A 23,352-nucleotide genomic window follows, 5' to 3' on the forward strand; every position below is an offset into this window, starting at 1 on the left:
TTTGCATCGACCGTTGGCATTCTTGTTCGCTTCAAGCGCATTCCGAACGCATTGGGCACTTCCAACACAATCGTTCGGCCGAGCCATGAGACGCCTTTTTACCCCTATCCTCGCCGGCGCGACATTCGCGGACCGCGCGCTTGCCTGCGTAGGCGGCGTAATCGGCATTGCTTTGACCAGTCTGCTGGCTTGGCTGGTGCTGCGAGATCTGGCGGCGCTCGCGATCATTGTTGCACCGATGGGTGCGTCGGCCGTGCTGATTTTTGCCGTTCCAGCCAGTCCACTCGCGCAACCATGGCCGGTGATTGGCGGGAACACCATTTCAGCTCTGATCGGTGTGTTTTTCGCCCAGACCTTCGCATCGCCGCATCTTGCGGCAGGATTAGCCGTTGGGTTCGCAATTCTCGCAATGTCCTTGTCGAGGTGCTTGCATCCGCCGGGAGGTGCGGCCGCCCTAACTGCCGTCATTGGCGGTCCGGCTATCACAGCCGCTGGATATTCGTTTGCACTGTTTCCTGTCGCGGTGAACGCGATCTGCCTTGTCATCGTCGGGGGCGCCTTTCACTTGGTCTCTGGACACAGCTACCCGCACAAACCCAAAGCGATTTTGGGCCAGCGAATAGTGGAACGCGATCTGGCGCCGGCTCACCCGGAGGACATCGAAGCTGCATTGGCTGATCTTGGGGAGACCTTCGACATCAGTTCGGACGATCTGGTATTGATCCTCCGCCGTGTCGACTTTCATGCGGCGCAACGCCGCAACTCGTAGATCTCTGGATTAACCGGTTGGTTACGCCGCTCGGCGGGCGCTACGATCCACGACAAGGACTATGTCGCCGGGCTCGTTTCCTCATACCTGGAATGCTAACCCATTGAGGCCTATGAGTAGCAATCAGCCGTGGGGACCATAGCTTGCCTTTATCTGAAGATGCATCTGTATCGATTGATTTTCGCGAGATCCTGGAGTGCAGTACCGACAGCGTGCTGGTCCTCGATGCGCACTGGCAAATTACATACGTAAGCAGTCGAGCCCAGCGCGAATTTGGCGCAACCTACAGAGATATTCTGGGAACAGACTTATGGACGGCGCTTCCTGAAATAAAGGGTATTGATTTCGAGGTTAATTACCGGCGGTGTATGAAGGACCGAGAGGAAGTCCGCTTCGAAGGATACTTTCCCACACTTTCAAAATGGTATCATATCGAGGCTATCCCTCTCACGCAGGGCGGAATTGCCGTGTGGTATCGGGATATCACCCGCCGTGTTGAGCGGACTGCGGCCCTGACTGCCGCGGAAGAGCGTTTCCGTTTAGCGGCACAAGCGACGCAGGACGTCGTGTTCGATTGGGACTTCACATCGGGCAAACTCGAATGGCACCAGACCCACAATAAATCTCTTGGCTACAAATCGGAGGATTTGGGCCAAAGTATAGACTGGTGGCGCAGTCGCATCCATCCCGACGACCAAAAGCGCGTATCGGATGCAGTAAGATCTCTCTTCCAAGTGGGCGATCCGAGATTCGAGAGCGAATATCGCCTGCAGAAAGCCGATGGTTCCTATGCAGAAGTGCTAGTCCGGGGCTTCGTTGCTCAAGACCCTGACGGACATGCGACCAGAATGGTCGGAGCAATCCAGGACAACACCGCAAGGAATGCGAGTGACCGAGCTTTAAAAGAAAGGGAAGCTCGCCTTTCTACCGTTTTCGGCCAAGCAATGGTAGGAATCCTGCAAAGTGACGCGAATGGAGTGCTAACTCTCGCAAACGAACGATTTTGCCAACTGCTTGGCAGAACGGAGAGCGAACTCAAGGAGCTGAGTTTCGCCGATTACACCCACCCAGAGGATTTGGTCTGGAACTTGCCATTGCACGCAGAAAAACGTGCTAAATGCGAGCCCTTCCAGATCGAGAAGCGATACCTGCGCCCCGATGGATCCGTCGTCTGGTGCGAAGTCAGCGTGACCTTCGTTCGGTCAGAGGACGGTAGTATTTCCAGCTCGATTGCGGTCGTTCAAGATATTTCTGATCGAAAGGCGGCCGAGCAGTCTCTCCAAGAAAGCGAAATGTTATACCGGAGCGTGCTGGAGGCGAGCGCCGATTGTATTGAGATAATCAATACCGATGGCACGGTACGCCTGGTGAACTCGTCCGCCTTGGATGCGATGAACCTTAATCGACTAGACGAGATCCAGGGCGCCATATGGTTTGACCAATGGCCTGAGGCAGCGCGCGGGGAACTCACTGGCGCCTTTGAGACTGCTTTGGCGGGTTCGACCGTGCGCTTTAGTACGCAGTCGAGACCGGACCTGGGCAGCCCGCGTTGGTGGGATGTGGTAGTCGGCCCCATGTTGGATGCGAATGGCAAGGTTTCACGCATTCTCTCGATCGCAAGAGACACTACCACTCAGAAGGAGACCGCTGGGCAGCTGAAATGGGCGAGTGAGCACGACTGGTTGACTGAATTGCCTAACCGGCGAGCTTTTACCGATCGCCTGCAGTCGGCGACGATAAGAGCGACGGCGTCAAATTCTCGGTTAGGGCTGCTGCTTATCGATCTCGACCATTTCAAGCATGTGAACGACACCCTTGGCCATACCGCTGGCGATCACTTTCTCAAGATTTTCGCGCAAAGATTGAAGAAAGCCGTCGCCTCCTGCGGGTTTGTTGCCAGGCTGGGAGGGGACGAATTCGCCGTGTTACTCGACATTGAGGAGCGCGATCTAGACCTTGCAACTTTTGGAGAAGCTATTCTTACAGCTCTGCAAAAATCTATTCGCTTCGCAGATCGAGAGATAAGCGCCAGCGCAACTATAGGCGGGGCAATCTTCCCGGACAACGCCAGCAGCGCCGATGAGCTTTTCGATAATGCTGATATCGCGCTCTACGCGCTCAAGGCAAGCGGACGCGGCGGAACATCGGTTTTTCAGCCTTACATGCGCGATCACGCGCAAGTAATCTCCTCGCAGCTCAGCCTGGCTCGAAACTCCGTCACAGATCGATCGGTCGAGCCATTCTACCAGCAAAAGGTGGATCTCAGTACCGGGGAGATAGCCGGTTTCGAAGCTCTTCTGAGATGGCGGCACGGAGGTCGTGGATTACAGCAGCCCGGCACAGTTGCGGAAGCCTTCAAGGATTACGAGTTAGCGACCAAGATCAGCGATTTGATGCAGGAAAGAGTGTTCGCGGATGTGAGCGAATGGATTAACCACGGACTGCCGTTTGGGAAAGTTTCTATCAACGCCGCACCCGTGGAGTTTTTGCGCGATGACTTTGCCGAACGCATGATAAGCCGGCTGGACCGTTATGACATCCCGGCCTCTATGATCGAGCTTGAGGTTACGGAGCATGTATTTCTCGACCGTAGCTCCATGTATGTAAATCGTGCGCTCGAAGCGCTTAATAAAAAAGGCGTATCTATAGCCTTGGACGATTTTGGAACCGGATACTCATCATTGTCTCATCTTAGGGACTACCCTGTGGATGTGATCAAGATTGATCGAACCTTTGTTGAGAGAATTGCATCGAATTCAGACATCCTAGCTATCGTTTCGGCGGTGATTGGCCTGGCACAAAATCTCAATAAAAGCATCGTAGCCGAAGGGGTGGAAACCGAAAACCAGAGGCTTCTTCTCCAGCAGGCGGGATGCCCATTTGGGCAAGGCTACCTTTTCGGGCGACCAGTCAGCGGTCAAAGCATCGCGCGACTGCTGAGGGATAGGAAAAAAGGATCCAAGCGCGTGGTCCCAGGTTGACGATCGCGCGCCCGCTCTGCAAGCCGGATCAGCTGATGATTGATGCCACGCATCTCAAAGCTCACCGAACAGCTGCCAGCCTGTTAAAAAAGGGGCTCTTCCCAGACGTATCGGGCGCACCAAAGGCGGTCTGAGCTCCAAGCTTCATGCGGTCTGCGATGGCCAGGGGCGGCCACTGGTCATGCTGCTCAGCGAAGGTCAGATGAGCGACTTCAAAGGTGCGGCGCTGATGCTTGAGGCCCTGCCTAACGCCCGCGCACAGCTCGGCGACAAGGGTTATGACGCCGACTGGTTCCGCGCCGCTCTGGCCGATCGCGGGATCACCGCCTGCATCCCGTCAAAGGCCAATCGAAAGCTCCATCTCCCGGACGACCGGACCCTCTACCGCCAGCGCCACAGGGTCGAAAACCTGTTCGGCAAACTCAAGGACTGGCGCCGCATCCACACCCGCTACGACCGCTGCGCCCACACCTTCATGTCCGCCATCTGCATCGCCGCAACCGTCATCTTCTGGCTCGATCAATGAGTCCTGAGCCTAGGCAGCTCAGGTGCCGGAGAACCGAATGGACGGCGGCTTACGCGGATCGGCAGCCGAAGGTCCGGCGACACCGCGAGCACGATTGATGTGGGTAGAGCAGGCACTGCCGGGCCGGCACACGAGTTCTCGTCGCGAGCTTCCATCGATCGGGATAGTCTTAAAGCAGCCTTCAGTCTCATTGGTGGGGAAAGCCTGGCTTCTACCTTGCAATGGCGGAAGACTCTTTCCCTCTGGAAGAAGGTTATAAGGGGGGTGGTGCGCAATTAAGGACAAAAATCGCCTCCGTGATGCGGGCGCTTTTTCTCCTTATCAACCACCCCCCTCCTAAAATAGGCAAATGAACCATAAGGAAAAGAAACGCCCCTCGACGCGGATCGATGGGCGGCCCATCGCAGCTGCCGAGTTGCGTTCAGCGGTCAGCGCCGCGTCGACCGCATGGCTGAGGAGTCAGCGCGGCCAAAAGACTGCAACTGCTAAGCGGCGACATCGTGCGCTTTCCCAAGAACAGCGGGAGGCGAAAGCCCAGGCAACGGCGCAGGCCAAAAGGGAACGGCAAGCTGAGCGCGAGGCGCGCGAACTCGAGAGACTACTGGCGCGGGTTGGCTGCCGGCGCAGACGACGAATGGAAAGACCCGCAGCGGCTGGCTCGTGCGTACGACGAGCAGGGATTCAGCCTCAAGGACTTGGCCGTGATCGTCACGCTGCGCTTTCCCGAGGCGGAAGTCTTGCCACAAGTAATGAAGCTCCACGATGCCTGGGAAGCAGCCCGGGCATTCACGCTCGAGCGGCTGGTAAAGGTGCACGGGGTGGCGGCGGTTTGCGTCATGCACGTTCCAGCTCGTGCCGCTCGTCCCGGCGCGCCGCACGTTCATGTGCTCATTCCTGCGCGTGCGATCCTGGCGACTGGCTTCGGCAAGTTCGTCCGACCGCTCGCTACCGACGAAGGCCGAGGAGTGGTCGATGCGGAATGGGCCGCATGGCGGGAGAGCAGCAATGTTTCATGATTTAATCGAGACCGACGGATTGGATGAAGCGATTGTGGCAATTACCCGAGGTTTTCGCATGATGGCCGCTTCCGGCGCCATTTTCAGCAAGACTTTGATCAAAGCGGCCATCTTCCGGCATGGCGGTAATGCTCTGGCCGCGGCTTGGTTCATGAAACGGCGAGTCCCGTGTTCGGGTAGGCAAACTCTACTTGTGCGCGCAGCGGACACCATTGCGGCTCGGACTTCTTCATTGAGACAGTCGGCGCATGCCAAGGCGGAGCGTACACCTGATGGCTGGTAATGGGGGCGTCTCAGCGCACGGAGCTCAAGAAGGCAACATACCCCATGATATGGGGCCACCGGCAGCCAACCCGGTCCTTAGGGTTTTTGATGGTCTCGCGCGTGCATGGGCTCTCACTCTTCCTGAGCAATTGAGGCTGCTGGGGCTGGGCTCAAGCAACGAGCTTGCCGAACTCCGACAGAGATCGGCCGCAGAGGTCCCGCGCTCCGTCGTAGAGCGGCTTGCGATCATGCTCGACATCTTCCGCACCATCGGCACACTCCTGCCGATCCCTTCGCGGGCAGACAGGTGGATGCGCGCGCCCAACGATGCGGCCATATTTGCAGGGCGCTCGGCACTGGATTTGATGCTAGAGAAGGATCTTGATGGCATAGAGCAGGTCCGCCGCTACCTGTGGGGGCAAGTCGCCGGCCCTTGATCGCAAAGTACGAGAGCACCCGGTCGCCAACGTGGCTCGCCCACTGCTCTAACTGAACTTCCTCCACATCAACGGAGGAAGACATGAGTGCACCTTTTCGGCCGGATCACCGCCTCCGGCCTTTGCTTGAACAGCTTGGAATTGACGGAGAGACGGCAATCACACCGCTCGCCGATCTCAGGCGTGAAATCCACCAGTATGGCAAGCGGCGGTGTGACGTCGAAGCTAGCCGCGACAACCTCAAATATTATCTCGGTTTCGCGTTCGAGGTGAACGAAGCGCTTGATCTCGATAGCCTGGCCCTTGCCGGGCTCCTCTCGCTGCCGTGGGAGGTGTTCCAAGCCATTTTCAAGGACCAGGTGAGAGTGCCTGATCGGCTGATGGATGGGCTACACCGTGCGCTTCGCGATCCGGTAATCTTGGATTGGGCTCGTGCAAAGGGCACCTGGCTGCAATGGAAGCGGCTGGAGGCGATCTATCGGCAAGAGGTCGATGAATTCCGTGCTTCCGACGCCTTCCACCGCAAGGACTGGCGGCGCAAGAGCGTCACCCGCCCTCAACACTACTTGATCGGCGAAATTCACCGCGTGCTTGGTGTGCCCTTGCCTGCGATCGCCACGCGTGGCCAGGCTTTCGACTTCATCGCCGCCAACGGCGGCAATCCGCGCTTCCTGTCTGAGCCGCCGTGCCCTTCGCAGTGGAGGCGCGGTTAAGCCATGGACCTTCACGAATTTCTGACCCGCTCGCTCGAACTCCTGGCGCTGCTCGATTGTATCGAACAGCGCCAGGAGACGATGATTGCCGACTTGGCGAGGCTCAATGCGTTGCCCGCCAGCGACGCCGTGGGGAGCGTTATCCTTCTAAAGCTTCGGAAGGAGCAGCAGGCAGCGGATGCTGACCTCAATCGTGCAGTCGATCTAATCGCAAATTTCTAGTGGTTGCCGATTTGTTCTTGACGAGTGCCGATCGCCGTCTATTTTGTGGCGGTCTGGGAACTCACGAAGACGGTTCATGCGGGAACCGTTTTTGAAAGGAGTACCAGTCATGTTTCATACTAAATTTGATGCTTTCACCGCCGACGAGCCTTTGCTGCCGGGCACGGGCCGCGATTTCAAGAGCGCCGATCCTAACGAGCTCGAGACCTTCGATCCCGATCGGCCTCTGCTGCCGGGGGCCAGCAGTATAACGCTCGCCCAGGTCCTCTTCCGCCAGCAGCTGCTGGCGGAGCGCGGGGCTGCTCCAACTGCCGAGGAAAGCGGCGCCGCATTGCTCGCCGCTGACGATTTGCGCAAGGTGAAGAACGTGCATCTTGGGGCGAAGAAGGTCCGCATCCTCGATATGCCTGCCGGCGAGGACATGATGCGCGAGCGCATAGAGTGGATGTGGCACGCCGGTTCTCGCTCGTCCGATAACGAGCGTGCGGCGGAAGCAGCCGACCTTATGGTTGGCCAGGTAGCGCCTGAGGGGGAGATGGGCCCCGACCCGGACGCCACACCTCGGTACGCTCTCGGAACCCAGTGTCACTTCGACCCTGCAACTCTTGCCGAGGAACTAGCGAAGCTGCAAAAAACGCAGCCTGAACTGGTCGCAGCGCTCTTCCAGGGCGATCTTGACGATGTGCGAACCTTGATGGACGATGCTGTAACTCACGGCGCGATCGAGGCAGATCTGATCGGCCCGGCAGCATGGATGTTCGTGTGCTGGGCTGCGCTTGAGCAGCAGCGGGAAGCAAGCTTGGGCTGGCGCCTGATCCATCTGCAGATCGACGAGGTGTGGAGTAAGGAGGTCAGGAAAAGCTGGACGATCGGGCAAATATTCCGGCCTCAGATCAAGCGGCATGCCTTCGCCCACGAGATGCTGGAACTCTACCTGGCCAATGTGCGGAACGAGATTGAAGAGATTGAGGACAAGCGCACCATCAATCGAGTCGAACGGAAAGCTCCGCACATGGGGTTTAGGGGCAGTAAACCGAGCCAACGAGCAACAAATCATTTCGCATTTCGGCAAAGACGGTGTCCCCCGGATGTCCGATCTTCTGCGCCGTTCGAGGGACGCCGCCGATGATTATCACCATCGCTATTCCACCCTTCTCAAGGGCAAGAATGGTAAAAGCCGGGCAGGACAACGCGCCGACAAGCTCACAGCGCGAATTTCTGCAGTACACCGGACGGCCATCGTTTGCGCCCGCACTTGCCACCTCGCTTTGCTGGCGATGAAGGCCAGAACGACCGACGACTTGTGCATGATGCTGGACGCGCAAATCCCAGAGGTGCTCCGGCCGAGCACCGGCAAGCGGGAGATGAGATGGGAGAAGTTCCGATTGCGGCAGCTATTCCATGTGGTGCGCATCGAGTTCCTCGAGGACGGCGAACACATCCCCAAAAAGATGAGGGTGGGCGCTGACGGTGAAACCAAGTTGCTGTCTCTGGACCTCTCCGACGTAGAATATCGCAGAGGTCACGAGCTCTTCGATAAATGCTGGAACGAACTCAACAGGCAGCCCTCCGACTGGCGCTTCTGCACGCCCTTCGGATGGCAATGCGATCGCCTGCCGCGCGTGCGCCTGCAGGCCACCGAATAGGGGAATCGTGTGAAGGATCGCCGCAACGGGCGGCGGTCCTTCACATGCGCAGATGTTGAAAGAATGCCACGGACCGGCAGCCGTGGACGACACCATGAATGGGAGGGAGCCGGGAGATGCTCCGCCCGGCGAAAGGAAAAGTCGGGTTGAGGAGCGACAAACCTCACCGAGGATTTCCAGAATGAACGTTTACTCTTCCATGGCCCGTGGCATCGTTGCCGGTGCCGAACCACTGCAAAGCCCGGCGGCTCGCGACGCCTTCGCGCCCCGCCGCTCCGTCCTCCTCACGTTTGCGCGGACTCGGGCCGCAGAGCGAGCCGACACGGTGCTTGGGGGAGAAGCCAAGTGAAAACCGTCGTATTGGATATTGAAACCATCGCCGACCGCGATGCCATGGCACGCTGCGGCTATCACGATGAAGAAGGAGTGTTCGCTCCTTGGCCACTTCATCGGCTCGTCTGCGCATCCACCTTGGCCGTCTCGCGCGCAGGGACAGATGGCCTGGTCTTCGATCTGCGTAGCTTTTGCCTGGAAGGACAGTCCGAGCGAGAGATTGTCGCCAAGGTCGAACGCACGCTGGCGCAGGCAGACCACATCCTGACTTATAACGGCAAGTCGTTCGACATCCCCGTTCTGCTCGCACGGGCTGTTCTCACGGGAGAAGATGTCCCGACGATCTCGCGCCTCGCGCACAGATGCCGGCCAGGTCTGCATTTTGATCTGCATGACGAGATCCGAGGCGCCGGGCCCGGCGTCAAGCTCGCGCATCTGTGCGCGGCGTTCTCGGTCCCGGCCAAGTGCAGCGGAAATGGGGAAAACGTCGCTAGCCTCGCTGCTGAGGGGCGGTGGCGTGAGATTGCAGATTATTGCGAAACGGATGTTATCGCGACTTGGCTGGCGGCACAGATGTGGGATTCTGCCGAGCGATCCGGGTTTGGTCGTGAGTGCTGGCAGCAACTTGCCCAGTGGCTAAGAGCTAATGCGCAAGACAATCCCAAGCTTGCTACGTTCTGCGAAGTGCCCTCGCCGACGACTTCGCTGCCACGTTTCGCAGAGGTAACATTCTGATGGTGACCGAAACGCCTAAACCAGACGTGCTCGAATCTAGCTCTGACAGTTCCATTCTGAGCGCTGCCGCCAAGTCGAGATAATGTCGCATCCGTCCCTCCGCTGGCCAGACTTCGAACAATCCTCGCGGTAAGCTTGCTTTCACAGGGAGATATCTCGCAAAGATTAAACCTGCTGGGCAACCGCGGGCGGGGGCGCTGATCTCGGCGCATTATTTGGTTCGTCTAATCAGCTTAAGGCGGGACGGCCCTGCGTTCAGCGGTGGAAGTTGTCGATGACGCGCGATGGGGAGGGGCAGTGCCAACGCTCGACTGGATTGGGGCATCTCCGTACTGTGCCGTCCTCTGTCATCATCACGAAGTGGGCGCCGACGATAAGCCCGTTCAAAAGAAGCCTTCATCATAGCGGTAAAAGAACTCCGCCCTCGAACCGGTGCCGCCGATCCATTCGATGTTAATCCCGAATTTGCTCTTGGTCCTGACCTCGACCGACGGAGGGTCTCTTCTGAACTCCATGGCAAGTAGTAGCTCGTGAACGGCCTCCATCACACGCGATCGTGCCTCAAATCGGATATCCTCATCCTTGTCCTCCATCTGGTTGAACAGCTCGGCAATCCTCTTCTGGTGCTCTGATGGCGACACGACGCCGCGCGCCTTAGTTATCCGTTTTCGTATGGTGACTAGTGCTGCGTTGCATTTATCCAGTTCGTCGGTAAGATTGGACCAAGCCGTTTTCACTTCTTCTCGCTCTGCTTCCAAGTATAGCGCGAGCGCTGCTCCGGCCTTACGTAGATTTGCGTCACGCCTGCGGATGAGTTCGGCGTGTTCGACCTCAAGTTCCTTCACTTCTTGCTGTGAAGCGAAATGTTCATCGCCCATCGCCTTCGTGAGAACGGCGTTGAGAATGGCGGTCTCCCAGGTGGCGTAGTTGAAGTGCTGCTTATTCGCGCATCCCAGTCCACGCTGATAGCTATCGCAAACAAGGTAATCCTCAGCGACGATCTCGCCATTGGCGCGGACCTTCTTACCCTTCCCTCTGAACGTCATACGCTGATGGCACTCGCCACACTTGGCGACGCCGGAGAATATATTGACGAGCCGCCGCCCCCGACCGGCGAAGCGTCGCGACCGTCCTGCGATGCTGCGCAGGGCTCGAGCATGTAGATCAGCGTTAACGACGGCCGGGTAGTAGTCGTGAACCGCCTCCCCCACGAGCTCGCGTGGCTCGCCGCGCGGTTTCCTGCCCGGCTGCATCTCTCCGATGACCGCCGGACTCTTGAGTATCTTTTGAATGTAGGAGGCGTGCCAGCCGCTGGCGCGAGCGAAAGTGGCTACGCCTTCCTCATTGAGGCGGCGAGCGATGGATTGCTTACCGAATCCTGCCACTGTTTCTTCGAAGATACGTCGCACGATATCAGCTCGTTCTTGGATGAGGGCGAATGCAGGGGGCGAACCAAGAACCTCAATCCAGGCTGGGACGCGTCGCGTCATGACCAGAGTTTCGCCATCGGCCAACCGGCTGCGTTTCTGGCGCCAAGCAGCGGAGACCCGGTCGGCCTTTTTCTGCGACTCTTCGTGCGCAAGCTGCGCTTTGACCACGATCTCGATAATGCCGGCCATGTCGAGTTGGCCGTGCTTATACTGCCGATCGCCGTCGACTGTGGCGACGATCACGCCTGCATGAGTTACTTGCAGCATCCAACTGAAGACGCGCCCCGGTTCCTCGCGCGACAGGCGATCTAACTTCTCGGTCAGAAGGACGATGCCATCTGGGTAGGCTCCGGCCTCCACATCCGCAACGAAGCGGCCGAGTTCACCTGAGGACGCATGGTGTCCCTTAAACGCAGAGATACCTTCGTCCTCAAGCTCGGCTACGACAGTCCACCCTTTCGCTTCAGCATGCCGGCGGCAATCTTCAAGTTGCCGTTCTCGACTTGAGCCCCGCGATTGGTCCGCGCTTGACCAGCGCACGTAGATAACTGCGTCCATCGAATTCCCCTAACAGACTTATGAGCGTAGGGGTATCTTATCTTAGAAGATTGTGGCCTCCGGCGGCGGCGATTTCCAGCGCGCGCTTGGCGGTTTCCTGTCCCTTGACCCGCTTCAGATCGGGTCCGGGCGGGGCTGCTTCCACTTGCCCCGGCTCAGGTTCGGCTAGCCGCTGCGTACCCTTGAGATGATTGATAAGGCTGGCCAGATCCGGCGCGGCGATGACCGGCACTCCGCTGGCCCAGCGCGCCTCGGCGCCCTGCGCGCGCGGACAGATCAGCCCCAGCTCGGCCTCGCTGGCGTGGATCGCGGCGAGCAGAACGCCGGGCGAGGGCACCACCCGCGCATCGAGCGCCAGCTCTCCCACTGCCACCCAGTCGATCAGCTGCTCGGCATCGGTCACCCCCATCGCCGCCAGCAGTGCCAGCGCGATGGGCAGGTCGTAATGCGACCCTTCCTTGGGCAGGTCGGCGGGAGAGAGGTTGATGGTGATCCGCTTGGGCGGCAGCGCGAGCCCCATGGCGGAAAGCGCGGCCTGCACCCGCTCGCGGCTTTCGCCCACTGCCTTGTCGGGCAGGCCGACGACGCTGAAGCGCGGCAGCCCGGGCGCGACCTGGCACTGCACTTCGACCGCGCGTGCCTCGAGCCCCAGATAGGCGACTGTGCGTACCAGTGCGACCAAGCCTATCCCCCTCCAGGTGCTTGCCCTTATGTCGTGGCATCTTGCCGATGCTTCTTTTGGAACGCGATTTCCCGTCTGTCGAGTGCGGGCTGCGTTAAGCGGCTCGCTTCGAAACGGCTTCGCGGCAAGCATGGTAAAGACCGGGTTAACCAAGGCCCTTGGCATGTTCGCAAGGTGGCGGGCCCAAATCATGCGACATGCTTCGCTTTGCCACTCTCTCGCTCGCTGCGCTCGGTCTTGCCGGTGCCGGCCCCGCCGCCGCCCAGTCGCTGGCGCTCATCTATCTGCCGACGCAGCCGGTGGCGACATGGCAAGGGCAGGTTCAGCCCGCGGCGTCGCAGCCGCGCAGCGCCGCCCAGCCGCGCGAACTCGCGGCGCGCTATGCGCTTCCGCGAGCCGCTCAGGGCCAGACCATCACCTATTCCGCCACCCCGCGCGACCTCCCCCAGTGGCGCGCTCCGGTGCAGCAGCCCGAGACGCAGAGCTTCGTCCAGTCGCGTCGTCCCGCCGCCCGCTATGGCGCGTTGCAGTACGGCCCCTTCCGCGTGATCGGCGACCGGGTCGAATTGGTCGGCGAGACCGATGCGATGAGCCCCAGCTGGTTCGCCCGCGTGCTTGCGGACAACCCGGGCCTGGCGCGACTCGAGATGATCGAATGCCCGGGCACGCTGGACGACCGCGCTAATCTCGAGCTTGGCCGGATGATCCGCAAGGCGGGCCTCGCCACCCATGTTCCCGCTCATGGCTCGGTGCGCTCGGGCGCGGTCGAGCTGTTCCTTGCCGGGATCGAACGCAGCATGGAGCCCGGCGCCGAATTCGCGGTCCACAGCTGGCGCGACGAATACGGCCGCGAGGCCGATGATTTCTCGCTCGATGACCCGGAAAACCGCGTCTATCTCGACTATTATGCCGATATGGGCATGTCGTCGCAGCAGGCGCGCGCCTTCTATGCGATGACCAATTCGGTCCCGCACCACAGGGCGCGCTGGATGGAAGCGGGCGAGATGGGCCAATGGATCGATCGCTACGCCAAGATGCGCTCGCCGCGGATCGCCTACTTCTCGGTTCGCATGCAGTAAGCGGGCCCGCGTCGCTTGACGCCGGGGCGCGGCTGCACTATGCGCGCCTCCCAAGAGCGGTCGCCTCGACGGGCGGCCCTTTTTGTTGATGCTCCGTGCCGCTTGTTCCTGGCCGCGCATCCTTTGACCGTATTTAGATAAGGACGATCCGATGAAGCGGACTTTCCAGCCTTCCAACCTGGTGCGCCAGCGCCGCCACGGTTTCTTCGCACGCAAGGCCACCCCGGGTGGCCGCAATGTGCTGCGCAACCGCCGCCGTCGCGGTCGCAAGACGCTCTGCGCCTGATGTGATTGCGCGCGCGCCGATGTGCGTGCGCCATCCCTGCTCGCGCGGCCTCAGGGCTGCGGCGATACAGTCGGCCGATCGGCCATGCGGGCTCCCTGAGGGAGCCCGTGTCGTTCCCGGCCCGTCGCGGGGGTGAACTCTGGCCATGTCGAGGCACCCACAGTCCATCGCCAAGCGCGCCGACTTTCTCGCGGCGAATCGCGGGATCCGCGTGGCGCAGCCCGGCTTCGTGCTGCTGGTCCATCCCAATGGCGGGCGCGACCGCCGATACGGCATCACGGTCACCAAGAAGATCGGCAATGCGGTGGTCCGCAATCGGATGAAGCGCCGCTTTCGCGAATTGCTGTGGGCGGCCCTGCCCGAAGGCGGCCTGCCCGATCACGACCACGTGTTGATCGGCCGCGAAGGCGGGATCGAGCGCGACTTCGCCAGCCTTGCCGCGGAACTCGATCTCGCGCTCACGCGCGCGGCGCAGGGCAAGGGCGATCGTCGCCGCGGTCGAAGGCCTGGTCCGCCGCGCAGTCCGAGGCGATGAAACGCCCGCTGATCTGGCCGTTGATCTGGATCGCGCGGGCGTGGCAGTGGGGCCCAAGCCGCGTCCTGCCGCCGACCTGCCGCTTTTCCCCCTCCTGCAGCGAATACGCTATCCAGGCACTGGGCAAATACGGCGCGATCAGGGGTGGATGGCTTGCGACGAAGCGTATATTGCGCTGCCACCCTTGGGGAGGGCATGGGCACGATCCGGTGCCCTGAATATCCGCAGCCCATTCGCAAACTGCGGGTGTATTGACAATGCAATACAGCACCCCAGATCGTAGTTTTTAACGGGATCGACCTTGACCAACCAGCGCAATCTCCTGTTCGCCGTCGTGCTTTCGGCCCTGCTCCTGCTGGGCTGGGACGCCGCAGTGGGCTATCTCTATCCGCAGCCCGCCAACACTGCAGCGGTCGAAGGGATTGCCGATACGCCGGCCGAGATGGCGGCGGTTTCGGGTGCGGGGTCGGGCACGACCGCGAGCGGTGCGGGCCTGGCGCCCGGCGTCGCGGGCGCTACGCCCGTCACGCTCGAAAGCGCGCTGGCCTCGAGCAACCGGGTGCGGATCGATTCGCCGCTGCTGGCAGGCTCGATCAACCTCAGGGGCGCGGTGATCGACGATATCGTGCTCAAGGAATATCGCGAGACCACCGAAGAAGACAGCCCGCCGGTCCGCCTGTTCGCGCCTGCCGGCACGCCGCAACCCTATTTTGCCGAGTTCGGCTTTCTGGCCAATGGCCAGCGCGTTCCCGCCGATGCGGTGTGGGAAGCCGATGGCGAAGTCCTTTCGCCCGATAGCCCGGTGGTGCTTACGCACCGCGGCGCCGATGGCCTGACCTATACGATCGCGCTCTCGATCGACTCGCAATACATGATCACCGCCGAACAGCGCGTCGCCAACACATCCGGCGGGGCTGCGGTGGTCCAGCCCTTCGCGCTGATCGCGCGCACCAGCGAAACCGCGAGCGAGGATTTCTTCATCGCGCATTCCGGCCCGATCGGCGTCTTCGGCGGCTCGGCCAATTACGATTACGGCTATGACGATCTGCCGGTGGGCGACATGACCACGCCCGAGGGCGAGGCCGAATGGCTCGGCTTCACCGACATCTACTGGCTCTCCGCGCTCATTCCGGGCGCGGGCGAAACCGAAGCCAGCTTCCGTGCGCTGGGCGGCAATTTGTTCCGCGCGGATGTGGTCCAGGAGCCGATCACCTTGCCCGCAGGCCGCGCGATCACCGCGACCAATCGCCTGTTCGTCGGCGCCAAGGAGAGCGCGCTGCTCGACGCCTATGAGGACTCCGGGATCGAGCGTTTCGGCCTGGCGATCGACTGGGGCTGGTTCCGCTGGTTCGAAAAGCCGCTGCTGTGGCTGCTGCACCAGCTCTACGAGCTGGCCGGCAATTTCGGCGTCGCGATCATCCTGCTCACCGTGGTGGTCCGCGGGGTGATGTTCCCCGTGGCGCAGAAGCAGTTCTCGTCGATGGCGGGGATGAAGGCGATCCAGCCGCGGATGAAAGAGGTGCAGGAGAAGCACAAGGAGGACCGCGTCAAGCAGCAGCAGGAAATGCAGAAGCTGTTCAAGGACGAGGGCGTCAACCCACTGGCGGGCTGTCTGCCGCTGATCATCCAGATCCCGATCTTCTTCGCGCTCTACAAGGTGCTCTACCTCGCGATCGAGATGCGCCACCGCCCCTTCCTGTGGATCGACGATCTCTCCGCGCCCGATCCGGCGGTGATCCTCAACGGTTTCGGCCTGCTGCCCTTCGATCCGCCCGGCTTCCTGGCGATCGGCGTGCTCGCGGTGCTGCTGGGTCTGACGATGTGGATGACCTTCCAGCTTAACCCGGTCAGCGATCCGATGCAGCGGCAGATCTTCAACATCATGCCCTGGGTGCTGATGTTCGTGATGGCGCCGTTTGCCGCGGGCCTGCTGATCTACTGGAACACCAGCAACATCCTCACGCTGGCGCAGCAGAAATATCTCTACTCCAAGCACCCGCAACTGCGCGCCGCGGCGGAAGCCGAACGCGCCGAGAAGGACGCCCAGAAAGCGGCCGGCAAGACCGGGGCCAAGAGCTGATGGAAGAGGACGAACGCAAGGCGCTGACCAAGCGGGCGGAGAAGATGTTCTCGCAGCGGGTGGAATTCCTGCTGTCGGCGCCGCAGCTCAAGTTCCTCCCCGATCCGACCGTACCCGAGATCGCCTTTTGCGGACGCTCCAACGTCGGCAAGAGCTCGCTGCTCAACGCGCTCACCGCGCGTAAGGCGATCGCGCGCGCCTCGGTTACCCCGGGGCGGACGCAGGAGCTCAATTTCTTCGAGGTCGGCGAGCCGACGCAGATGCGTCTGGTCGATATGCCCGGCTATGGCTTCGCCAAGGCGCCCGTGGCGGTGGTCGACAAATGGAAGAAGCTGGTCCGCACCTTCCTGCGCGGACGGGTTGTGCTGGTCCGCACGCTGGTGCTGGTCGACAGCCGCCATGGCCTGAAGGACGTCGACCGCGAGATGATGACCATGCTCGACGAGGCCGCGGTTGGCTACCGCGTGGTGATGACCAAGGCCGACAAGATCAAGGCGAGCGAGCTGGAAAAGACCGTCGCGCGGGTCGAGGCCGAGGCCAAGAAGCATGTCGCCGCCTTCCCGCAAGTGCATGTCACCAGCGCGGAAAAGGGGATGGGAATCCCCGAACTGCGCGCCGCAGTGCTCAGCGACGCCGGGGTCTAGTCGGGTTCTGGGACGGTTTGGTTTCTCACGGAATGGCTGATCTTGGGTGGAAAGCCGCCGTCACCAATTGATAGGAAATTCACCCAACCAACGCTTCTTTACGTTATATCTGTAATAATCGTCTCCGGCGCATTGAACTGGAGCACACGGCGGTCGATTTTCAGAAAAATCCGGGGTGTCGCCACTGTAGAGTGACAAGATTTCCGTCTGACATGACGAGATTCAGGGTACCTGAACGTGTATCGGGCATCGGAAAATAAGAGACGCTCTGGATCGCTTTTTTGGAAGACAGTACCGGTTTTAATGGGCTGGCCTTTCCAGATTCATCGACAGTAAAACCGTATAACTGCGATCCCTCGCTCGAACGCCACAACCCGATATATTGCGTAATAAGCCGATCGTCCATGCGTCGGTAGCCGACTTGATCCGCAACGATAAAGTCGCCATCAGCCGAGAATCCTTGTGGGACTTCCGCCAGCAGATCATTAGTATAAAGTTTCGCCCCTTTCGGTATCGCTTGATTGCTTCCGGACGGCTTCGTTAAAGTCGTTCCGTCACGCATTGCATAAGATCCATTTTCAAATGCTAGAATTTGTTGCGCACATTTTGAGGATACGGTTTCGACAGAAAGTATCTCAATCGTACCAGCGTCTTCGGCGGGCACGATCCCGGCGGCATCCGCTGTCCTGACGTCCGACGGATTTATCACCAATGTCTCACAAGTATTCGCATTAGCAGGCGCTGCGCCGGCCGGGAGAATAGGAAAGCCGCATGCGCAAACAGCGGCGACCGAGAGGGCCAGTGCGAGTAAATTTTTTCCGGTCATCGTAGCACCTCACTGGTACTGGAGACATGAGCCAAAACCGGGGCAGGCGGTTTGCCCTTCACGGTCCAGCCATCTTCGTCTTAGGGAATTCACCACGAAGGCGGTCTTTGGGTCGATAGCCGAACGGCAGTTTTCAGGTCCGACACTACGCCAGACGGACCTCCCCTCGCCTACCTAACTCGCAAAGATCATCGCATCGTCGGCGAACGCCTTGAATTCCAGTGCATTGCCGCTGGGGTCGCGGAAGAACATGGTGGCTTGTTCGCCGATCTCGCCCTTGAAACGCACGGTGGGCTCCATGGCGAAGTCGGTTCCTGCCGCTATCAGCCGGTCGGCCAGCGCCTGCCAGTCGGCCATTTCCAGCAGGACGCCAAAATGGGGAACGGGGACATCGTGCCCGTCCACGGGGTTGCTGGTGCGGTCGCCACCTGTGTGAGCCACGAGCTGGTGGCCGAAAAAATTGAAATCCACCCAGTGGTCGCTGCAGCGCCCTTCCGGGCAGCCCAGCAGATCGCCGTAAAAAGCGCGCGCTTCGGTCAGGTCGCGGACCGGGAAGGCGAGGTGGAAAGGGCGTAGGGTCATAGCGCCTATCTAACTCGTTTGCGGCGCATCGCAAAGATGGTCGTGTCGTTCTCGACAGCGTTGCAGCGAGGCTCTACCGCGCCCGCAACCAACGGGGCAGTGCATGAAACTGATCATCGGCAACAAGAATTACTCGAGCTGGTCGCTGCGCGCCTGGCTGGCGGCCAAGCAGTCCGGTCTGGCCTTCGAGGAGATCATCGTACCGCTCTATGGCGAGGGCTGGGAATCGGCCAAGCAGGACGACAGCGGTCTGCAAGCCTCGAGCGGCAAGGTCCCGCTGCTGTGGGACGGCGAGACGGTGGTCTGGGACAGTATCGCGATCCTCGACTATCTTGCCGACAAGGTCGGCCGCGAACGCTTCTGGCCCAAGGACGACGCCGCGCGCGGCATGGCGCGCTCGATGGTCGCCGAGATGCACAGCGGCTACCACACGATGCGCAGCGAATTCCCGATGAACATCCGCAAGCGCTTCGAAGGCGTCCAGCCTTCGGAAACCACGAAGCAGGAAGTGGTGCGGATCCTCGGGTTGTGGGCGGAAGCGCGCGCGCGGTTCGGCTCGGGCGGGCCGTTCCTGTTCGGCACCTTCGGCGCCGCGGACATCTTCTACGCGCCGGTGGTCAGCCGGTTTATCAGCTATGGCGTCGCCGTTCCCGGCTTCGCCGGTGCCTATATGCAGGCGGTGTGGGAACATGACTGGATGCAGGCCTGGATCGAGGCCTCGGAGAATGAAGAATGGGTCATAGAACAATACGATTCGGCGCCCGCGCTGGGATGAGCGGCGCCGGAATGATGCGCGCGTTCGCGCTGTGCCTCGCCATGCTCGGGCTGGCGGTACCGCAGATAGCGGCGGCTTGGGGCTTCTACGCGCACACGGTGACCGCCGATGTCGCGCAGGCCAATATCGCCCCCGCAACCCAGCGCGGCATTGCCCGGTTGCTGGCCCGCTCCGAGCTAATGGCGACCCCCGATTGCGATCTCGACACTTTGCAGGACGCATCGGTCTGGCCCGATTGCGTGCGCCGCGATTCTTCGCGCTGGGGCTACACCGCCGCCTGGCATTACCGCACCGCGCCGGTCTGCGAGGCCTTCAACCCGCGCGCCAATTGCTCGGGCGGGGCCTGCGTTACGGGGCAGATCGAGCGCAGCCACCGCCTGCTCGCCGACGAAAGTCTGCCCGCGCATATAAGGCTCGAAGCGCTCGCCTTCCTCGTCCATTTCGTCGGCGATGTGCACATGCCGCTGCATTCGGGCGATCACGAGGACCGCGGCGGCAACGACCGCGAGGCCGATTACGGCATCGTCCCCGATCTCAACCTGCACTGGATCTGGGACGGCCCGTTGGCCGAACGCGCCATCACCGACGAGCCGCCGGTGGTGCGGCGCTATTCCGCCGCGGAACGCGCCGAGCTGGCCGGAGGAACGCCCGACGACTGGGGCCGCGAAAGCTGGCAGACCGCGCGCGACATCGTCTATCCCAACGCCTTCGATCGAAGCCCCTGCGACGAGGAATTGCCCGATTCCACCGCGCTGACGCAGGAAGACATCGTCGCGGCGGTCCCCGTCGCGCGCCAGCGGGTGGTTCAGGCAGGCCTGCGCATGGCGCGGCTGCTCGACGAGGCCTTCGCACCGGGGCTGCTTCCACCCGCGGAACGATAGCCGCCCGCCGCCAGGCTCAGGGCACGCGCTCGGTGGGATAGGGCGTCCCGTCCTTGCGGGCATAGCCATCGGGTCCGAACACCATGTCGATATCGGGATACTCTCCCGAATCGGCATCGCGGTCGCCGCCGCTGATCGCGACGAAGACGCAGTCTTTGCCGGAGCGATTGTGCAGCCGGTGGCCGTTCTCCACGCCTGCGGGCCAGGCGAGCACGTCGCCCGCGCGCACCGGGGTCTCGTCCCCGTCCTCGATCAGCACCGCCTCGCCCGCGAGCATCACCACCAGCTCGTCCTGCGCGCGGTGCCAGTGGCGCTGCGAGGAATAGGCGCCGGGTTCGAGCACCACATGGCGCGCCCCAAGCAGCGTGAGCCCGGCGGGCGGTGCGAGGCGGCGATACCAGCGGCCCTCGACCTCGGCATCGAAGGGCGGCGGGTAGCCGGTGGCATTGGTCCGGGGGATGGCGTCGAGATCGAGCTTGGGCATGGATGGATACTCCGCTAGCGGCGAGAGCATGACCCAAGTGCTCGAGCTCGCCAAGCGCCTGATGGCCGCCCCCAGCGTCACCCCCGCCACCGGCGCGGTGTTCGACGCAATGGAAGCCATGCTCGCGCCGCTGGGTTTCGAGGTGACGCGTTTCGTCGTCGGCGAGGCGCCAGACGGTCCGGTCGAAAACCTCTTCGCCATCCGCCGCGGACCCGAGGGCTCGCGCCATTTCGCCTTTGCCGGCCATCTCGACGTGGTTCCCCCCGGGGGCGGCTGGACCAGCGAGGCCTTCGAACCCGATATCCGCCCCAGCCCCGGGGGCGATCTGCTCTACGGGCGCGGCGCGGTCGACATGAAGGGTGCGATCGCCTGCATGGTCGCCGCGGTCGCCGAACTGCCCGCCGAGACGGGAACGGTCAGCTTCATCATCACCGGCGACGAGGAAGGCCCCGCGATCCACGGCACCCGCGCGCTGATAGACTTCATGCGCGAACAGGGCCACCGGCCCGACCTGTGCCTCGTCGGCGAACCCACCAGCGTCAACCGGCTGGGCGACATGATGAAGATCGGCCGCCGCGGCTCGGTCAATATGTGGCTCGAGGTCGAGGGGACGCAGGGCCATGTCGCCTATCCGCATCTCGCCGACAACCCGATCCCCAGGCTGGTGGCGATGCTCGCCGAGCTTGACGCGCTGGTGCTCGACGAAGGCACCGACTGGTTCCAGCCCTCCAATCTCGAGATCACCGATCTCGAGGTCGGCAATGTCGCGCACAATGTGATCCCCGCCAAGGCCACCGCGCGGATCTCGATCCGCTTCAACGATACGCATTCTGGGGCTTCGCTCTCCGAACTGGTGGCCTCAATCGCCACGAAACACGGCGGGACCACGCTGCCGATCGTCTCGGGCGAGCCTTTCCTCACCCCGCCGGGCGAATTCTCCGCCATCATCGCCGCCGCGGTGAAGGAGGAAACCGGGTTCGAACCCGAAGCCTCCACCACCGGCGGCACCTCCGACGCGCGCTTCCTGCGCGAAGTCTGCCCGGTGATCGAATTCGGGCTGGTCAACGCGACCATGCACAAGCGCGACGAGGCGGTGGCGGTGGCAGACCTTTCTGCGCTAAGCCGCATCTATACGGCGATCGCTGCGGCGGCGCTGGGCCGCTAGGGCAGGGTTCTGCGCCGGTTATTTGCGAGGGGATTGCAGTTGAAAACTTGGTTGGCCATTCCGCTGTGGCAGCGGGTCATCGGCGCGCTCGCCCTGGGCATCGTCGTCGGCCTGCTGTGGGGGCCGGGCGCCGAAAGCATCAAGATCGTCGGCGATATCTTCATCGCCTTCATCAAGATGCTGGTCGTGCCGCTGATCTTCTTCAGCCTGGTCGCGGGTGTCGCGGCGATCGGCGATCTGCGCAAGCTGGGCAGCGTCGGGGGGCGCGCGATCCTGATCTTCGTGGTGACCGGCCAGGTCGCGGTCTGGCTCGGCCTCGGGCTGGGCGCATTGTTCCAGCCGGGCCTCGGGCTCGACACCAGCGCGATCGACATGGGGCCGGTGCCCGAACCCACCGTCGTGACCTGGCAGGACATGCTGCTGGGCATGGTCCCGCAAAGCCCGGTGCAGGTGATGGCCGACGTCAACGTCCTGCCGCTGATCATCTTCTCGCTGCTGATCGGCATCGGCATATTGATGGCCAAGGACGAAGGCACGCCGGTCCAGCGGATCTTCGATTCGGGCTCGATCGTGATGCAGAAGGTCACCGCGGTGGTGATGGAGCTGACCCCCTTCGGCGTGTTCGCGCTGATGGCCTGGGTGGCGGGGACCGTGGGCGTTCCCGCGCTGCTCGCGCTGGGCAAGCTGGTTGCGCTCAATTACGCCGGCTGCCTGCTGATCATCCTCCTCATGTATGCCGGGATAGTGAAATTCCTGGCCAAACTGCCGGTGATCCCCTTCTTCCGCGGCATCGTCGACGCCCAGGCGGTCGCCTATTCCACCGCCTCGTCGAACGCGACGCTGCCGGTGACGATGCGCTGCGTCGAGCGCAATCTGGGTGTCAGCCGTTCGGTCACCAGCTTCACCACCTCGCTGGGTGCCACGATCAACATGGACGGAACCGCGATGTATCTCGGGCTCGCCACGCTGTTCGGGGCGCAGGTCTTCGGGGTCGATCTGTCGATGGCGGATTATCTCACCATCGCGGTGCTGGCGACGCTCGGCTCGGTCGGTGCGGCGGGGATCCCGGGCGCCGGGCTGATCATGATGGCGGCGATTTTCACCGCAGTCAGCGTGCCGCTGGAAACGATCGCCTTCGTCGCCGGGGTCGACCGGATCATGGACATGATGCGCACCGTCACCAATGTCACCGGCGATGCCGCGGTGGCCGTTACGGTGGGATCGATGACGGACGAGATCGACCGCGCCGAGATGGCAAGCGCGGACGACGTCTGACGCGGAGTTACCTCTGCATCGTGTCGATGTCGCGCTCGACATATTCGATCGGGACGAATTCGCCCAGCGAGCACCCGGGGCCGCGATCGAGCCGGCCCCCGACCGTGCGCAGGACATAGATGATCTCGCCGGCGCACAGCCGGTTGATCGAGGTGCTGTAGGTGAAGGATTTCTCGAACCCCAGGCCGCTGCAGCCGCGTCCGAGCGTGTTGCGGTAGGTCCGGCTGCCGACCTCGAAATCGATCGTGCGATCGTCGTGAACGCGCGAGTGGCGGATGATCGCGGTGTTGATGCAGCGCTCGGCCTCGCCGGTCACGCTGGCCATCGGCGCCTCGCTGACGAAGCTGTCCTCGCTCTCGACCGGAGCGCAGCCCGCGAGGAGCAGACCGGTAGCGGCGGCGGTGGCGGCGGTACGGATCATGGTCGCA

Annotated in this window: 25 protein-coding genes and 2 pseudogenes; 21 read left to right on the plus strand and 6 right to left on the minus strand. The window is 61.8% G+C overall.

Features of this window, described 5'->3' with window-relative positions:
- Nucleotides 1-85: 85 nt before the first annotated feature.
- The 11 genes and pseudogenes from ACQ5J0_RS08520 (at nucleotide 86) to ACQ5J0_RS08570 (ending at nucleotide 9,642) form a co-directional block, all read left to right on the plus strand.
- Nucleotides 86-769 (plus strand): HPP family protein, encoded by a 684-nt coding sequence (locus ACQ5J0_RS08520; RefSeq protein WP_462567035.1) that lies wholly within the window; start codon nucleotides 86-88, stop codon nucleotides 767-769.
- 143 nt (nucleotides 770-912) lie between these two features.
- Nucleotides 913-3,750, plus strand: a complete 2,838-nt coding sequence (locus ACQ5J0_RS08525) for a sensor domain-containing protein (RefSeq protein WP_462567036.1) — start codon at nucleotides 913-915, stop codon at nucleotides 3,748-3,750.
- 2 nt (nucleotides 3,751-3,752) lie between these two features.
- Nucleotides 3,753-4,276, plus strand: a pseudogene (locus tag ACQ5J0_RS08530) (IS5 family transposase); the annotation flags it as partial.
- Nucleotides 4,277-4,887: 611 nt separating this feature from the next.
- Nucleotides 4,888-5,292 (plus strand): hypothetical protein, encoded by a 405-nt coding sequence (locus ACQ5J0_RS08535; protein ID WP_462567037.1) that lies wholly within the window; start codon nucleotides 4,888-4,890, stop codon nucleotides 5,290-5,292.
- A complete protein-coding gene (locus ACQ5J0_RS08540) occupies nucleotides 5,282-5,575 on the plus strand; it encodes a hypothetical protein (protein WP_462567038.1) in 294 nt (97 codons plus the stop codon). Before ACQ5J0_RS08535 ends, ACQ5J0_RS08540 begins: the two co-directional genes overlap by 11 nt.
- A gap of 229 nt (nucleotides 5,576-5,804) precedes the next feature.
- A complete protein-coding gene (locus tag ACQ5J0_RS08545; RefSeq protein ID WP_462567039.1) occupies nucleotides 5,805-5,993 on the plus strand; it encodes an MbcA/ParS/Xre antitoxin family protein in 189 nt (62 codons plus the stop codon).
- 83 nt (nucleotides 5,994-6,076) lie between these two features.
- The gene (locus ACQ5J0_RS08550; RefSeq protein WP_462567040.1) at nucleotides 6,077-6,706 is read left to right on the plus strand and encodes a hypothetical protein; all 630 of its coding nucleotides are present in this window, start codon (nucleotides 6,077-6,079) and stop codon (nucleotides 6,704-6,706) included.
- Nucleotides 6,707-6,709: 3 nt separating this feature from the next.
- Nucleotides 6,710-6,928: a hypothetical protein gene (locus ACQ5J0_RS08555; protein ID WP_462567041.1), complete on the plus strand. Its 219-nt coding sequence runs from the start codon at nucleotides 6,710-6,712 to the stop codon at nucleotides 6,926-6,928.
- A 109-nt stretch (nucleotides 6,929-7,037) separates the two neighbouring features.
- Nucleotides 7,038-8,057 carry a hypothetical protein gene (locus tag ACQ5J0_RS08560; RefSeq protein ID WP_462567042.1) on the plus strand — a complete coding sequence of 340 codons (1,020 nt, stop codon included), beginning with the start codon at nucleotides 7,038-7,040 and terminating at the stop codon, nucleotides 8,055-8,057.
- Entirely contained in the window at nucleotides 8,017-8,574 is a 558-nt protein-coding gene (locus ACQ5J0_RS08565; RefSeq protein WP_462567043.1) for a hypothetical protein, read from the plus strand. The genes ACQ5J0_RS08560 and ACQ5J0_RS08565 overlap by 41 nt, the downstream gene beginning before the upstream one ends.
- A gap of 345 nt (nucleotides 8,575-8,919) precedes the next feature.
- Nucleotides 8,920-9,642: a ribonuclease H-like domain-containing protein gene (locus tag ACQ5J0_RS08570; RefSeq protein WP_462567044.1), complete on the plus strand. Its 723-nt coding sequence runs from the start codon at nucleotides 8,920-8,922 to the stop codon at nucleotides 9,640-9,642.
- Nucleotides 9,643-10,025: 383 nt separating this feature from the next.
- Here ACQ5J0_RS08570 and ACQ5J0_RS08575 read toward each other — a convergent pair whose 3' ends face one another.
- On the minus strand, nucleotides 10,026-11,630 hold the full coding sequence (locus ACQ5J0_RS08575; protein ID WP_462567045.1) for a recombinase family protein: 1,605 nt from the start codon (nucleotides 11,628-11,630) through the stop codon (nucleotides 10,026-10,028).
- Nucleotides 11,631-11,673: 43 nt separating this feature from the next.
- A pseudogene (locus ACQ5J0_RS08580) lies at nucleotides 11,674-12,312 on the minus strand (magnesium chelatase domain-containing protein); the annotation flags it as partial.
- Between the two features lie 197 nt (nucleotides 12,313-12,509).
- Between ACQ5J0_RS08580 and ACQ5J0_RS08585 the strand changes: the two are divergent.
- From ACQ5J0_RS08585 to yihA, 6 genes are all read left to right on the plus strand, one after another.
- On the plus strand, nucleotides 12,510-13,391 hold the full coding sequence (locus tag ACQ5J0_RS08585) for an alpha/beta hydrolase (RefSeq protein ID WP_462567046.1): 882 nt from the start codon (nucleotides 12,510-12,512) through the stop codon (nucleotides 13,389-13,391).
- Nucleotides 13,392-13,542: 151 nt separating this feature from the next.
- Nucleotides 13,543-13,677, plus strand: coding sequence for a 50S ribosomal protein L34 (rpmH, locus tag ACQ5J0_RS08590; RefSeq protein ID WP_067611985.1), 135 nt, complete (start codon nucleotides 13,543-13,545; stop codon nucleotides 13,675-13,677).
- Nucleotides 13,678-13,822: 145 nt separating this feature from the next.
- Complete coding sequence (rnpA, locus tag ACQ5J0_RS08595; RefSeq protein WP_462567047.1) at nucleotides 13,823-14,212, plus strand: ribonuclease P protein component; 390 nt, start codon at nucleotides 13,823-13,825, stop codon at nucleotides 14,210-14,212.
- Entirely contained in the window at nucleotides 14,209-14,430 is a 222-nt protein-coding gene (gene yidD, locus ACQ5J0_RS08600; RefSeq protein WP_462567048.1) for a membrane protein insertion efficiency factor YidD, read from the plus strand. Before rnpA ends, yidD begins: the two co-directional genes overlap by 4 nt.
- Nucleotides 14,431-14,513: 83 nt before the next feature.
- Complete coding sequence (gene yidC / locus ACQ5J0_RS08605; protein WP_462567049.1) at nucleotides 14,514-16,292, plus strand: membrane protein insertase YidC; 1,779 nt, start codon at nucleotides 14,514-14,516, stop codon at nucleotides 16,290-16,292.
- Nucleotides 16,292-16,936: a ribosome biogenesis GTP-binding protein YihA/YsxC gene (gene yihA, locus ACQ5J0_RS08610; protein ID WP_462567050.1), complete on the plus strand. Its 645-nt coding sequence runs from the start codon at nucleotides 16,292-16,294 to the stop codon at nucleotides 16,934-16,936. Before yidC ends, yihA begins: the two co-directional genes overlap by 1 nt.
- 160 nt (nucleotides 16,937-17,096) lie before the next feature.
- Here yihA and ACQ5J0_RS08615 read toward each other — a convergent pair whose 3' ends face one another.
- Together ACQ5J0_RS08615 and ACQ5J0_RS08620 are read right to left on the minus strand one after the other, a co-directional pair.
- A complete protein-coding gene (locus ACQ5J0_RS08615; RefSeq protein WP_462567051.1) occupies nucleotides 17,097-17,762 on the minus strand; it encodes a hypothetical protein in 666 nt (221 codons plus the stop codon).
- Nucleotides 17,763-17,936: 174 nt separating this feature from the next.
- Entirely contained in the window at nucleotides 17,937-18,344 is a 408-nt protein-coding gene (locus ACQ5J0_RS08620) for a VOC family protein (protein WP_462567052.1), read from the minus strand.
- A 103-nt stretch (nucleotides 18,345-18,447) separates the two neighbouring features.
- On the opposite strand from ACQ5J0_RS08620, the gene ACQ5J0_RS08625 reads away from it, so the two are divergent.
- Nucleotides 18,448-19,119, plus strand: a complete 672-nt coding sequence (locus tag ACQ5J0_RS08625) for a glutathione S-transferase family protein (protein ID WP_462567053.1) — start codon at nucleotides 18,448-18,450, stop codon at nucleotides 19,117-19,119.
- An 11-nt stretch (nucleotides 19,120-19,130) separates the two neighbouring features.
- A complete protein-coding gene (locus ACQ5J0_RS08630) occupies nucleotides 19,131-20,000 on the plus strand; it encodes a S1/P1 nuclease (RefSeq protein ID WP_462567054.1) in 870 nt (289 codons plus the stop codon).
- 16 nt (nucleotides 20,001-20,016) lie between these two features.
- On the opposite strand, the gene ACQ5J0_RS08635 is transcribed toward ACQ5J0_RS08630, so the two are convergent.
- Nucleotides 20,017-20,484: a cupin domain-containing protein gene (locus ACQ5J0_RS08635; RefSeq protein ID WP_462567055.1), complete on the minus strand. Its 468-nt coding sequence runs from the start codon at nucleotides 20,482-20,484 to the stop codon at nucleotides 20,017-20,019.
- 28 nt (nucleotides 20,485-20,512) lie between these two features.
- Between ACQ5J0_RS08635 and dapE the strand changes: the two genes are divergently transcribed.
- Together dapE and ACQ5J0_RS08645 are read left to right on the plus strand one after the other, a co-directional pair.
- Complete coding sequence (dapE, locus tag ACQ5J0_RS08640; RefSeq protein WP_462567056.1) at nucleotides 20,513-21,649, plus strand: succinyl-diaminopimelate desuccinylase; 1,137 nt, start codon at nucleotides 20,513-20,515, stop codon at nucleotides 21,647-21,649.
- 39 nt (nucleotides 21,650-21,688) lie between these two features.
- Nucleotides 21,689-22,924, plus strand: a complete 1,236-nt coding sequence (locus ACQ5J0_RS08645) for a dicarboxylate/amino acid:cation symporter (RefSeq protein ID WP_462567057.1) — start codon at nucleotides 21,689-21,691, stop codon at nucleotides 22,922-22,924.
- Nucleotides 22,925-22,931: 7 nt separating this feature from the next.
- On the opposite strand, the gene ACQ5J0_RS08650 is transcribed toward ACQ5J0_RS08645, so the two are convergent.
- Nucleotides 22,932-23,345, minus strand: coding sequence for a hypothetical protein (locus ACQ5J0_RS08650; RefSeq protein WP_462567058.1), 414 nt, complete (start codon nucleotides 23,343-23,345; stop codon nucleotides 22,932-22,934).
- Between the last annotated feature and the right edge of the window lie 7 nt (nucleotides 23,346-23,352).

The organism is Qipengyuania sp. SM2512, assembly GCF_054954005.1.